This is a genomic window from Mycobacterium sp. IDUB_24, from assembly GCF_055419385.1.
In genome coordinates this window covers 295,874-309,408 of sequence record NZ_JBVAXO010000008.1, presented here as the reverse complement: position 1 = coordinate 309,408, position 13,535 = coordinate 295,874, and the positions used below count along the sequence as shown (strand labels likewise).

The following is a 13,535-nucleotide window of genomic DNA, read 5'->3' as shown; positions in this document are numbered from 1 at the left end:
GTGGCTTCCCGCAGCCTTGCGCTACACGCCGCCGCGGCGCAGCATCCTGCCCTGTGCCGTCTTGAAGTCAATCTTCTTGCCGCGCAACCAGGTACTCGTCACGACCCCGGCGAGCGCACGTCCGTCGTACGGGCTGATCGGGTTCTTGTGGTGCAGCTTGTGCACGTCGACGACCTGCGCGGAGTCGGGCTCGAAGATCGCGAAGTCGGCGTCGTAGCCGAGGGCGATCTTGCCCTTGTTGTTCAGTCCGGCGAGTGCGGCGGGTTTGGCCGCCATCCATTCGAGCACCTGCGTGAGCTTGATCCCGCGACGCTTTGCCTCGGTCCAGATCAACGACAGGCCGAGCTGTAGCGACGCGACACCGCCCCACGCAACGCCGAAGTCACCGTTCTCGACGTCCTTCAGGTCGACCGTCGACGGTGAGTGGTCAGAGACGATGCAGTCGATGGTGCCGTCGAGCAGGCCCTGCCACAGAAGCTCCCGATTCGACGCCTCACGGATCGGTGGGCAGCACTTGAATGCGGTTGCGCCGTTGGGGATCTCCTCGGCCAGCAGCGTCAGGTAGTGCGGGCAGGTCTCGACGGAAATCCGGACGCCGTCGCGCTTTGCGGTCGCGAGCATCGGCAGTGCGTCCGACGACGACAGGTGCAGGATATGCGCGCGGGCACCGGTCCACCGAGCGCGCTCGATGACCTCGGCGATCGCCACGTTCTCGGCGCCGCGCGGCCGAGACGCGAGGAAGCGTTCGTACCGGTCACCCTCGGCCGTGGGGGCATGGTCGATGGCGCGGGAGTCCTCGGCGTGCACGATCATCATGGAGTCGAAGCCGGCCAGTACGGCCATGTCCTTCTCCATCTCATCGGCGTCGAGATGCGGGAACTCGTCGACACCGGAGTGCAGTAGGAAGCATTTGAAGCCGAACACGCCGTCGTCGTGAAGTCCGCGCAGATCGTCGGTGTTGCCGGGGATCGCGCCGCCCCAGAAACCGACGTCGATGTGCGTCTTGCCCGAGGCAGCCGCGCGCTTGGCATTCAGTGCTTCGACGTTGACCGTCGGCGGAATCGAGTTGAGCGGCATGTCGATCAGCGTGGTCACACCGCCCGCCGCGGCTGCGCGGGTAGCGGAGTCGAAACCCTCCCACTCGGTGCGGCCCGGCTCGTTGACGTGTACGTGCGTGTCGACCAACCCCGGGATCATGACCTGCTCATCGGTGAGCTCGACGATCTCTGTGCCGGTGAGGCCGCTCCCCAGCGGCTCGATCGCGACGACGCGACCGTCGCGGATACCAATCTCTCGGGCCACGATTCCCGCCGTCGTCAGCGTGCGTTCACCGCGGACCACCAGGTCGAATTCAGGCTGTTTCAACGTCTCGGGTGCGGCGGCGGTCATCGGCAGCTCTCCATAACTAGCAGCATAATTCCTCATCGTGGAAATGACACTCCACCGTGTGACCAACCCTAAGTGTGAGCGCGGACACAGTCAATCGCGCCAAAAGCTTGACAGTCGGCGTCTTTATACGACTTACTTACTAAAATCGTGGAATAGTACTTCCACATAATGGAATGCATGCGCCGGCGGTGAGCGCCGTCGCACTGACCGTGACAGGCTTATCCATGACCACAGAGTCCACCGGGCTCATCGGCGACTCCGGTCGTACCGATGCGGCCCCGTTCTCCGACGTGAGCCCGTTCTTGTACAACGCCGATCTCGCGCCCACCAAGCGCGAAGGTCGCCGGTGGAGCGCGTACAACATCTTCACCTTGTGGGCGAACGACGTACACAGCCTGGGCAACTATTCGTTCGCCATCGGCCTGTTCGCTCTCGGTCTCGGTGGGTGGCAGATCCTGCTCGTCCTCGGACTCGGCGGCGCTTTCCTCTTCCTGCTGCTCAGCCTGTCCGGGTTCATGGGAGAGAAAACCGGCGTCCCGTTCCCGGTGATGAGCCGCATCTCGTTCGGCACCCGCGGCGCCCAGATCCCCGCCGTCATCCGTGGCGCGGTCGCGATCGCCTGGTTCGGCATCCAGACCTACCTCGCGTCGGTGGTGCTGCGCATCTTGATCGTCGCGCTCGCACCATCGGCCCAGACCCTTGACTCGAACAGCTTCCTGGGGCTGTCGACACTCGGATGGATCTCGTTCGTCGGGTTGTGGGTGATCCAGGTGGTCATCGTCAGCTACGGCATGGAGATGATCCGCAAGTACGAGGCGGTCGCCGGTCCGGTCATTCTGATCACGATGGTCGCGCTCGCGATCTGGATGCTCAGCAGCGCCGACTGGACCATCGCGTGGACCACACCCGACTCGCTGACCGGCGTCGACATGTGGCTGAAGATCGTTGGCGGCGCCAGCCTGTGGGTCGCGATCTACGGCACGTTCGTCCTCAATTTCTGCGACTTCACCCGTAACGCCACGTCGAAGCGGGCCATCGTGAAAGGCAACTTCTGGGGCATCCCGCTCAACATGCTGGTGTTCGGCAGCATCGTCATCACCCTGGCCGGCGCTCAGTTCCGCATCGACGGGCGCGTCATCGGTTCGCCCGCCGACATCGTCAAGGAAGTGCCGAACACCCTGCTGCTGGTACTCGCGGCACTCGCACTGCTGATCCTGACCATCGCGGTGAACCTGATGGCGAACTTCGTCGCCCCGATCTATGCCCTCAACAACCTGTTCCCGAAGCACCTCAACTTCCGTCGCGCAGCACTCATCTCGGCCGTCATCGGGCTGGTGATCCTGCCGTGGAACCTGTACAACTCCCCCGCCGTCATCAACTACTTCCTCGGTGGCCTCGGCGCCATACTCGGGCCGCTTTTCGGCATCATCATGGCTGACTACTGGCTGGTGCGTCGTTCCAAGATCAACGTTCCCGCCCTGTTCTCGACCGATGCGCTCGGTGAATACCACTACGCGAAGGGCGTCAACGTGCGTGCCGTGGTTGCCTTGGTCATCACTGCGGTAGTGGCACTCCTGATGGCGTTCGTTCCGGCGTTCAAGGTCGTCTCGGAGTTCTCCTGGTTCATCGGCGCAGGACTCGGTGCGATCGTGTACTTGCTGGTTGCAGACCGCCGGGGACCGTTCCACGATGTCTCCGGCGAGCCGATCGCCGTGGCGAGCACGCACTAGTAGGGACTGCCATGAGAATCCTCGTAGCCAACGTCAACACGACGGTCTCGATGACCGATGCGATCGCCGAGTCAGCACGCGGTGTCGCATCGCCGGGTACCGAGATCGTCGGAATCACACCGCGTTTCGGCGCGGACTCGTGTGAAGGAAACTTCGAGAGCTATCTCGCGGCCATCGCAGTCATGGACGCGATCACGTCATACCCCGAGCCGTTCGACGCGGTGATCCAGGCCGGCTACGGCGAGCACGGTCGGGAAGGTCTGCAGGAGTTGCTCGACGTCCCGGTGGTGGACATCACTGAGGCGGCCGCGTCGACAGCGATGTATCTGGGACACAAGTACTCGGTCGTCACCACGCTCGACCGCACCGTCCCGCTGATCGAAGACCGTCTCAAACTCGCCGGCCTGGACGCACGATGCGCGTCGGTGCGGGCGTCGGGCCTTGGTGTGCTCGAACTCGAGTCGGATCCGGATCGGGCCGTCGAGGCGATCGTGCGCCAGGCGCGAGAGGCCGTCGAGAACGATCACGCCGAGGTGATCTGTCTCGGCTGCGGCGGTATGGCCGAGCTCGAAGCGAAGGTGAGAGCCGCGACCGGAGTCCCGATCGTCGACGGAGTCCGCTCGGCGGTCACCATCGCCGAAGGCCTGGTCCGGATGGGTCTGTCCACCTCGAAGGTGCGCACCTACGCGACGCCGCGCGAGAAGAAGGTCATCGGCTGGCCAATCCAGCCGTAGGCCAACGACATACGCGAGACCGGGCGCCTCAATGAGGCGCCCGGTCTCGTCGTGCGTCAGAGCATGATCTGGCGGTTGACGTCCTTGTACAGCAGGTAACGGAAGTTCGACGGCCCGCCCGCGTAACACGCCTGCGGGCAGAAGGCGCGCAGCGAGAGGAAGTCGCCTTCCTGAACTTCGACCCAGTCTCCGTTGAGGTGATAAACGGCCTTGCCCTCGAGCATCAGGAGGCCGTGTTCCATCACGTGAGTCTCGGCGAACGGAATGGTCGCACCGGGCTCGAAGGTGACGACGTTGACGTGCATGTCGTATGCGAGGTCCTGCGGATCGAGCATGCGCGTGGTGCGCCATTTGCCGTCGGTGCCCGGCATGGCCGACGGTTCGATGTCCTGCTCGTTGCCGAACTTCACCGACGCCGTGTGGCCCTCGATGGCCTCGTAGCGCTTGCGGATCCAGACGAACGTCGCGTCGGCGTCGCCGTTGTTGTGGGCCGACCAGTCGGTGCCTGCAGGAAGGTAGGCGAAGCCGCCTTCGGTGAGCGTCTGCGACTGACCTGCCGCGTCGACGGTGAGCGCACCGGAGGTGACGAACAGGAAGCTCTGCACCTCGGGCTGCGGCTCGGGTCGCTGCGCCCCGCCGCCGGGCTTGACCTCGACGATCGCCTGGTAATACGTCGTGGCACCACCGGCGACCGGTCGGTTGATGATCCATGCGCGCGTATCGGTCCACTCCGGGAACACCGAGGTGACGATGTCCGAGAGGACGCCGCGCGGGATCACTGTGTAGGCCTCGGTGACGATGGCGCGGTCGGTCAGCAGATCGGTCTGCGGGGGCAAGCCGCCGCGGGGCGTGTAGTACGACGCTGTGGTCACTGATTACTCCTGGTTGTGTGGCCGAGCGCGATGTCGCGCACGGTGGACGTGGGAAGGTCGGCGGCCGTCTCGATCTCGTCGTCGGTGAGGGCTCCGCACACGCTGCCGCGATGGATCACGTTCGCGAGTGCGCGGGCGGTGGCCGGCTCGTCCATGACGGTTGAGTCGAGTCGGTGAACGTAGTTGCGCAGGCGTGTCGCGGCGGACGCGAAGCTACCGCGGTAGAACGCGTAGGTCGCCAGGTATCGGGTGACGAGTTGGGCGGGGTGCATGTCCCAGCCCTGGTAGATGCCGCGTTCCAGGTGGCGTCGAACGAGGCGCGCGTGCAGCTTCCACGCCATGGCGACGTTGTCGGGCTCACCGACCGGGAGGATGTTGGTGGAGCCGTCGGACATGTGAACGCCGGTGCCTGCGACGGCGAGTTGCATGACGTTCTTGGCGTGGTCTGCCGCCGGATGCTCCATCGACTGGTAGGCGGCGGCGATACCGAGGGACGCCGAGTAGTCGTAGGTGCCGTAGTGCAGCGAGCTGACACGTCCCTGGCCGGCGTGGATGAACTGGGCAACGGGTGCGCGGCCGTCGGCGCCGAGGATCGCCTGCGGTGTCTCGACCTGCACTTCGAAACGGATGCGGCCGGCCGGCAGTCCGTTCGCACGTTCGAGCGCGCTCGCGACGAGGACCATCGCCTCAACCTGATCGACGGACGTCACCTTGGGGAGGGTGAGGGTGAGGCCGTCAGGGAGGCCGCCGGACTCGGCGAGTCCGCTGACGAACATGTCGAGCGTGCGCAATCCGCGCGCACGGGTGCCCGCTTCGAAGCACTTGAAGCGGGTGCCGACGAACGGGGTCGAGGTGCCTGCGTCGAGCGCGATCCGCAGTGCGGCGATCGCCTGTGCGACATCGGCGTCCTCGGTCGCATCATCGAAGGTGCCGTAGCCGTCCTCGAAGTCGATGCGGAGGTCTTCGATCGGCTCGGTGGTCAGCTTGTTCTCGACGAGGCCTGCGAGCGTCTCGGGTTCACAGTCGGTTCCGCGGCTCGCACCGACGAGTGCGGCCACTGCGTCGAGCCCGCCTGCATCCTTCGTGGTTGCAAGAGCAATGGAGCCCCACTCGGCGGGCATGGCCGCCGAGTACTGGTTGCCCGGAATGTAGACGGTATGGACCGGCTGCCGACGTCCGTCGTCGCCGGGGTATCGGTTCACCAGTTGTGCGTCGGCGTCCGAGAGGCGGCGATCGATATCGGCCAGCACCGCATCGTCGAGGCGTCGTGTCACAGGTGCCCCCTCCCCTGTCGAGAGTTTCCGTGAAAACAGAATTCCACATTGTGGAGTTTAGCGCGAGATTATCGGCCGATCATCCCCACTCGAACACTTTTCCATATTGCGGAAACTAAGTTGCGCATGTTGGATGGAACAACAATCGTCGACCAGGAGTGGACTGTATGGCGGAGAAGTCGGGCGGCGTGCAGTCGGTGGAGCGCGCGTTCGAGTTGATGGAATTGATCGGACGTGCCGGCGGAGAGTGCTCGCTGACGGAGTTGTCGGCGGAGTCCCCCTTGCCGCCACCGACAATTCACCGTTTCCTGCGCACGTTGGTCGGAATCGGCTATGTGCGCCAACTGCCCAATCGCCGCTACGCACTGGGGCCGAGATTGATTCGGCTCGGCGTAGTGGCGAACCGCCAGCTGGGCGCGGTCGCCGCCCCGGTGCTGCAGTCGTTGGTCGACGAGCTCTCGGAGACGGCAAGTCTCGCTGTGCTCGACGGTGACATGGTGATCTACACCGGACAGGTTCTGCCTTCGAAGCTGATGGGGACGAACAGTGGGGTCGGCCAGCGCGTCGGTCTGCACACAACCGGTGTGGGCAAGGCGGTCTTGGCCGAGTTGGATGATGCACGCATTCTGAAACTGGTCACGCAGTCCGGATTTCCCGCACCGACCGAGAACAGTGCGTCGACCCTTTCTGCGGTGTTCGCGAACGTCGAACGCGTGCGCGTCGACGGCTACGCCGTCGACAATGAGGAGTTCGAGATCGGTGTTCGCTCCGTCGCCATGGCGGTGCCCGGCGCTCCGACGCCGATGGCAATCGGCATCTCCGGGCCCTCGGCTCACGTCAACGAGGAACTGATCGCTCGGGCCGTCCCCGCACTGAAGAAGGCGACCGGCGTGATCTCGGAAGCCCTGATCGGGGCGAGGGAGCGGTAAAACCGTCGGCTGCCCCGGATCCGCACTCGATCAATACTAGAACGTGTTCTAATTCGCTGTATGTCCAGTTCAGCGGAGGGGCACGCTGACCCCGCGTTTGCCGAAGTGAAAGCCGTCTTTGAAGCGGGTCTGGCCAACGGCGACGACCTCGGCGCCGCCGTGGCGGTGTACGTCGGCGGTCGTGCGGTGGTGGATCTGTGGGGAGGCATCGCCGACCGACGGACCGGACGTCCATGGACTCGCGACACCGCCTGTCCGACCTTCTCCTGCACCAAGGGTGTGACGGCGACCGCGGCCCTCATGGTCGCCCAGCAGCGCGGTAACGGTGCCGACGAACCTGTGAGCGCCTGGTGGCCGGAATTCGCCCAACAGGACAAGGGCGAGATCACCCTGAGCGACCTGATGGCCCACCGGGCCGGGTTGCCCGTGTTGGAGCGCCCGGTCTCGGTGGCCCAAGCCGCGGATCCCGCGGCCATGGCCGACCTGTTGGCGCGTCAACGCCCGCTCTGGCAGCCCGGGACCGAACATGGTTATCACGCTTTGACTTTCGGATGGCTGGTCGGCGAATTCGTGCGCCGCCACACCGGCATGACAGTCGGCGAGTTCACCCGGCGCCACCTGGGCGATCGGCTGCAAATGGGCGCTTCCGGTGCGGCGGTGCTCGAGGCTGCCCGGATGAGTTCGCCACCGCCCGAGCAGCGCATCTGGAGCGCCGAGAACGCGCCGCCGATTCCGGACGACACAGTCACCGAGATGGTGGCCGCGATCGCCGATCCAGAATCGCTGTTCATCCGGGCATCATCGAATCCCGTTGCATCCTATAATGATCCAGAAGTATTGGCGGCCGGCTGGCCCGCGGCCGGCCTCGTCACCACCGCGCGTGATCTGGCCAAATTCTATGGCGACCTGATCGGGGGAACCCTGGTCGCCCCGGGTCCACTGCGGGAAGCGATCACAGAACGCGTCCGCGGCCGCGACCGGGTGCTGTGCCTGGAAAGCGCATTCGGTCTCGGCTACATGCTGCCGTCGCAGAACTTCGTGGTGCCCGAACCCGCGCAGCGGACTGTTTTCGGTCACCCCGGGGCCGGCGGGTCGGTGGGACTGGCAGATCTCGACCACAATGTCGCTTTCGCCTTCGTGCCCAACCTGCGCCGCGACTGGCTGGCCGGCGATCGCCGTGCCTATCGGCTCATCGCCGCCGTGTACGACGCGTTGTGACACCGCGGCGCGACTGACGGGCCCGGTGCTCCATCCCCTCGCCGACCAGCGCGACAGCCAACAACCACGCTTAGTCAGCGCATAGGTCGAACTCAGCCCCGGCCGTCATTTCTGCGCTTCGCCACCTCCCGTACCGCCTCTCCCCCAGAATGGATCCCGGCAAGGGCATAAACACGACCGGACCGAATGTGATGGGTTGACAGGAAATGGTCGCCCTTTTCTCCTGTTGGAGAAAGGGTTTCGCTCGCCTCCGAGTTCTGCTGTCGCATCGGGCGGACGACCATGAGGGCCAGCAACTGCTGACGTTCATGCCGTCGTCTCATCGCGACTCTCCCTGGTCGCCGAAAATGCTTGTGATATCAACGGATACGTCGTTCGCGTCAATTGGTTGTTGCCGATGCATGGGTGCAGAACACCGTTGGTCGCTAGTATTGAATACATCATCCCGAGGGGCACAAGGAGGTCGCTCATGACCATTCTTGATGCCAATTCAATCCTCCCGGGTGAAGCGGTTAGGTCGTTTGGAGGCTGTGGATCTCGTGCGTCTCCTGCCCGTCGACGGCGCCGAACAGCCGGAATCCGACAAGCCGTTGCCCGCCCGCCTTGGACCCGACGATCGTGATGCGACGATCGAGCAGTTCGGCGCGGAAGCCAATTCGAATATTTGATGCATCGGAGGTTGCCGCAGATCTCCAGCATCGATGTCATCCGGTTCGATGAGCTAACGATGTAGTTGCGGTCCTCGCCGCGCTCAGTGAGCCGCCTTCTGTCATTGGCGCATCGTCGCGCAGCGTGTCAGCGGGCGTCATATCCAAGCTATCCCGTCTGCTCAAACTTGTTGAGCTGCCTCGGATCAACTGTCCGGGCCTGCAACGTTACGACGGACGACGTCAGGGTGGTGAGCGCGCCCCTCGAAAACCGCTGCGACTGCCTCAGATGTACTGGACGTGCATCGCCGCCCAGACCGCCCAGCGATACTTACCGAATCTGGCAGCGGGCAAATACCTCTCCTGCCAACCTGCACACCGGCCAATACATCGCGGCCGGCCAAATTCTGCATTCTCATCCTCTGGAGGACACCATGTCAGATCACAACACCCTCACCACTGATTCCCGCGCCGCGGCATTCGAAATTATTGAGGCGATCGAAGCCAACACCGGCCTGGCGATCAGAAGCCTTTTCGAGCAAGACCTTGGACCTACCCAGATCCGCGAACAGATGCATAGCCTCATCCTCAACTGGGTCGAGGAGAAGCAGGCCGGCGAATCCGCCGATGCTGACTGGCCGCTCGCCGGCCAGCGAATTGACCCGCGCGAAGCCATCTTTGGCACCGGTCAGGTGCCGGTCACGCCCAACGTGGCAGTCATCGAATACAACTACAACATTCTCAAGACGTATCGCGGAGACGACGTCAATGCCTACGTAACGCGCACCGCCAACGGACTCAGGTTGCTCAGAGAGGACATGACGCCCGGCGAAGCGGCCGCCACCATCATCAGTTCTGGACTTGCGTCGTTTGCGCTAGCGATGATCGTCGGAACGATAAAGGCCTTGCGCGCGGGGCAGGCGCTGCGAGCGGCCGTCGTCGCCGGCGTGAAGGCCATGGGCAAAATGTCCGTCGTCATCGGTGCGGCCCTCGTCCTGATTACCGAACTGCTCTTGTACCTCATGTTCAAGAATCAGAAGAGTTTCCTTGGGATCGTCTACAACAACTCGGATCTGAACCTCGAGGCCTACGGTTGGCGCTCCGGCAGCACCGATAAGGGCGATCTGTATTTAGAAACCGGCGAGATCAATTCCTTCATGGAGAGCCACATGACAGAATTTCTCGACTCGCCATTGGTCCAGGTTATCGCCAAAACCGATGTCGGCGACGTCAAAGAGAACATCGTTGCAGGCGGAATTTTCTTTGCTGAAAAGAAGCCCGGCTTATTTGGCACTGAAGGAGTGATGGTCTTCACCAACTACTCCGACGGCCATACGGAAACCGTGCCACGTTTCGCGGCGCTCTTCGCCTGCCCATACGCCCTGCCGTACCTCAATGGCGTCAACGTCGCCGTCCAGACCAGCGAAAGTCCGACCAGCGCCAAGGCTTTCTATCGGGAACTCTATGCCGGCCGGGGCCAATACGTGTCCACCACCGGTGGTCGATACACCTTCGCGGCAAGCTGCTCCGGGCCCACAGGTGGAGACGCCGCGGGAATCTACGCCTTCGACGGGAAATAGCGCCCCAGCCAACCAGCCGCCCGCACTGCTAATAAAAATCGGCGGTGTGGGCGCCTGACTAATTTGTCCGCCGGAGAAGTGATGTCAAAACCAGCGCCTACCGACCCCGCACAGAATCGCGACTTTACCCAAACAATCCTGCAGCGGGTCGCGACAAACACCGGCCTCCAATTAGGTCCATTATTCGACGGCAATCGGAGCGCTGCCCAGGCCCGCCACGACGTACACGAGCTCATTCTGAACTGGGTGGAGCAGAGAATCTCTGGCGTGCAGCCTTCCGCCGAATGGCCTCACGCTGACCCACGGATCAACGTCCGCGAGATCCTCTTCGGGGCTGGCGCAGGTGTGAACGTAGTGCCCAACGTTGCGCTCACCGAGCAGCGATTCAAGCAGGTAAGCACACTCCGGGGATCCGAAATTGATCGGTACCTCCGCCATGTCACGAACGGCCTGTCGTTACTGAATGAGAGGATGACACCCGAACAGGCCGCAAGAACCATCGCGGAAACTACCCTGGCATCCTTCGGCATTGCCATGATCGCAGGGACTTTCTCCGCGCTGCTCGGTGGTGCCGCCTTGCTGCCGGCACTCATCGCCGGCGTGGTGGCCATGGGCAGCATGACGTTGGTCGTCGGCGCCGCCTTGGCCATAGTGGCCGAAATTTTGCTCTTCTTTCTCGTGCTCAATAAGAAGGTATTTCTCGGCATGGTGTTCAACGACACCGATCATGACTTCGTCGTCCGCGACTGGCGCCTTGGCACGACCGGCCGCGAAGCGGGCGATCTGTTCATGGACTCCGGCTCCATGACCTCGTTCATGGATACGCACTCGACGCCGGAACTGGACTCCCCTCTCGTGCAGGTCGTCGCCCGACAATCGATCGCGCCAGGCGATCCCGACAACCTCGTCTCAGCGGGGATCTTCTGTGCTGAAAAGAAGATCGGCGTGTATGGGACGGAGGGGGTGATGCTGCTGTCCTCTCCAAAACTGCCGACGCTGCGCTTCGCACTCTTGTTTGCCTGCCCGTACAACCTGGACAATGGCGTCAACGTCCAGATCGGTCCGCCGCAAAGCCCGCGTGCGTATTTCGACAGGCTCTACCGCGGGCGGGGGATCGAGCGCGGCACCGGAGGGCAGGGTTTCGAATTCTTCGCCCGGGTCGCTGCACCCCGGGGTGGAGAAGCCTGCGGCTTTGCCGTGCTACGACAAATTCGATAACTTCGCGGCTCCTAAACGTCCCCGTTCACTGTCATCGAGGCTTGGCCTGGCCTGGCGCTGCAAGACTCAGTAGGAACAGGAATACGGCGAGATCGAGTATGGCAACCCGCTATTCCGGATCCCGTGCCGCGGTCTTGGCTTCTCCCGACGAAGGCGACACGGTGAACCACGACGGCACGCGTGGATACGTGCTCGGGCGGACTTCGCGCACACTGGGACACGCATCAGACGCCATGGAGGAACGTTGCCGGAAATGAGTCCCGTCGCCGAATTCGACTTCGTCATCGTCGGCGCGGGTAGTGCGGGCTGCCTGCTCGCCAACCGTCTCAGCGCCAACCCCGATCACCGAGTGCTCTTGATCGAGGCCGGCGGCGACGACAACTGGTTTTGGATAAAGGTCCCGGTGGGCTACCTGTACACAATTGCGAACCCTCGCACCGACTGGTGCTTCACGACCGAGGCCGACACAGGTCTGGCCGGTCGCAGCATTCACTACGCGCGAGGCCGTGTGATCGGCGGCTCCTCGTCGATCAACGCCATGATCCACATGCGCGGCCAAGCCAGCGATTACGACCTGTGGGCCCACGCCACCGGTGACGACCGCTGGCGTTGGGGTGGCCCGGACGGTCCCGGCGAGACACTGGCGATCTACAAGCAATTGGAGGACTACTTCGGCGGAGCTGATGACTGGCACGGCGCCGGTGGTGAGATCCGCGTCGAACGGCCAAGAGTGCGTTGGAAAATCTTGGACGCTTGGCAGGCCGCCGCCGCCCAGGTCGGCATTGCCCCGATCGACGAGTTCAACCGGGGCGACAACTCCGGCAGCGCCTACTTTCACGTCAACCAACGGCGCGGCCGTCGCTGGTCGATGGCCGATGCTTTCCTGCATCCCGTCGTCCACCGACCCAATCTCACCGTCTACACCCACACCCAGGCCCTACAGCTGCTGATGGACGACCAGGTCAGCGAAGACCAGCGTCGCGGTGCCTGGATTACCGCCCAGCACCGCGCCACCGGTGTGCGGCTGCTCAAAGACGGCCACATCATCGACGTTCAGGCTCGCCGGGAAGTGATCCTGAGTGCCGGAGCGATCGGTTCACCGCAGCTCATGCAAGCGTCGGGTCTGGGCCCGGCCGGGCTGCTCACCCAGCACCAGGTGCCGGTGGCCGTCGATCTGCCGGGTGTGGGTGAAAACCTCCAGGACCATCTTCAGCTGCGAACGGTCTACCGGGTGCGCGGCGCCCAAACCGTCAATACGTTGTACCGGAATTGGATCACCCGTGGCGGCATGGGAATTCAGTACCTGTTGCTGCGCTCAGGGCCCATGACCATGCCGCCCTCCACGCTGGGAGCTTTCGCCAAAAGCGATCCCGAGTTGGCCAGTCCCGATCTGGAGTGGCATGTGCAGCCCTTGTCTCTGCCCAAGTTCGGTGAACCGCTACATCCTTTCGCAGCGATCACTCCCTCAGTCTGCAATCTGCGACCCAGTTCGCGGGGCCATGTGCGCATAGCGACCGCAGATCCGCTCGCCAACCCGAAGATCTCCTGCAACTACCTCTCCACCGACGCCGATCGTCAAGCCGCCGTGCGCGGGCTCCGGATGACTCGCCAGATCATGGCGGCGCAGCCCCTGGCACGCTACTGCCCCGAAGAGTTGCTTCCTGGCCCGCAACTGGTCAGCGACCAAGACCTACAGCAGGCGGCCTGCGAGCTCGGTACCACCATCTTTCATCCGGTAGGCACCTGCGCGATGGGGGCCTTTGACACGCGCGGTCTGCCGCGATCGGCCGCCACGGTGCTCGACACCGATTGTCGCGTGCGCCGCGTCGCCGGCCTTCGAGTGGTTGATGCTTCGGCGATGCCCACCATCACTTCCGGGAACACCAACGCGCCGGTCATGCTGATCGCCGAACGCGCAGCCCGGGCGATCCTGGGATGAGCCGG

At 63.6% G+C, this 13,535-nt stretch carries 11 protein-coding genes; 8 read left to right on the top strand and 3 right to left on the bottom strand.

All coding sequences use genetic code 11. From position 1 onward, the window contains the following. Positions 1–21: 21 nt before the first annotated feature. On the bottom strand, positions 22–1,389 hold the full coding sequence (gene allB, locus ACZYZF_RS26410) for an allantoinase AllB (protein ID WP_463837256.1): 1,368 nt from the start codon (positions 1,387–1,389) through the stop codon (positions 22–24). Positions 1,390–1,613: 224 nt separating this feature from the next. Between allB and ACZYZF_RS26405 the strand changes: the two genes are divergently transcribed. Together ACZYZF_RS26405 and ACZYZF_RS26400 are read left to right on the top strand one after the other, a co-directional pair. After that, a complete protein-coding gene (locus ACZYZF_RS26405) occupies positions 1,614–3,119 on the top strand; it encodes an NCS1 family nucleobase:cation symporter-1 (protein WP_463837254.1) in 1,506 nt (501 codons plus the stop codon). 11 nt (positions 3,120–3,130) lie between these two features. Next, the gene (locus tag ACZYZF_RS26400; protein WP_463747993.1) at positions 3,131–3,853 is read left to right on the top strand and encodes an aspartate/glutamate racemase family protein; all 723 of its coding nucleotides are present in this window, start codon (positions 3,131–3,133) and stop codon (positions 3,851–3,853) included. 56 nt (positions 3,854–3,909) lie between these two features. On the opposite strand, the gene ACZYZF_RS26395 is transcribed toward ACZYZF_RS26400, so the two are convergent. Together ACZYZF_RS26395 and ACZYZF_RS26390 are read right to left on the bottom strand one after the other, a co-directional pair. Next, a complete protein-coding gene (locus ACZYZF_RS26395; protein ID WP_463747992.1) occupies positions 3,910–4,725 on the bottom strand; it encodes a bifunctional allantoicase/(S)-ureidoglycine aminohydrolase in 816 nt (271 codons plus the stop codon). Further along, a complete protein-coding gene (locus ACZYZF_RS26390) occupies positions 4,722–5,999 on the bottom strand; it encodes a DUF6986 family protein (protein ID WP_463837253.1) in 1,278 nt (425 codons plus the stop codon). The genes ACZYZF_RS26395 and ACZYZF_RS26390 overlap by 4 nt, the downstream gene beginning before the upstream one ends. A 167-nt stretch (positions 6,000–6,166) precedes the next feature. Between ACZYZF_RS26390 and ACZYZF_RS26385 the strand changes: the two genes are divergently transcribed. The 6 genes from ACZYZF_RS26385 to ACZYZF_RS26360 all read left to right on the top strand — a co-directional run bounded on the left by ACZYZF_RS26385 (position 6,167) and on the right by ACZYZF_RS26360 (position 13,530). Then, entirely contained in the window at positions 6,167–6,928 is a 762-nt protein-coding gene (locus ACZYZF_RS26385; RefSeq protein ID WP_463837252.1) for an IclR family transcriptional regulator, read from the top strand. A 60-nt stretch (positions 6,929–6,988) separates the two neighbouring features. Further along, positions 6,989–8,146, top strand: coding sequence for a serine hydrolase domain-containing protein (locus ACZYZF_RS26380; RefSeq protein WP_463837251.1), 1,158 nt, complete (start codon positions 6,989–6,991; stop codon positions 8,144–8,146). A gap of 539 nt (positions 8,147–8,685) precedes the next feature. Then, entirely contained in the window at positions 8,686–8,814 is a 129-nt protein-coding gene (locus ACZYZF_RS26375) for a hypothetical protein (RefSeq protein ID WP_463837250.1), read from the top strand. Between the two features lie 413 nt (positions 8,815–9,227). Continuing rightward, positions 9,228–10,373, top strand: a complete 1,146-nt coding sequence (locus ACZYZF_RS26370; protein ID WP_463837249.1) for a hypothetical protein — start codon at positions 9,228–9,230, stop codon at positions 10,371–10,373. An 81-nt stretch (positions 10,374–10,454) separates the two neighbouring features. Then, positions 10,455–11,591, top strand: coding sequence for a hypothetical protein (locus ACZYZF_RS26365; RefSeq protein ID WP_463837247.1), 1,137 nt, complete (start codon positions 10,455–10,457; stop codon positions 11,589–11,591). Between the two features lie 253 nt (positions 11,592–11,844). Next, entirely contained in the window at positions 11,845–13,530 is a 1,686-nt protein-coding gene (locus ACZYZF_RS26360; RefSeq protein WP_463837245.1) for a GMC family oxidoreductase, read from the top strand. The last annotated feature ends 5 nt before the right edge of the window (positions 13,531–13,535 follow it).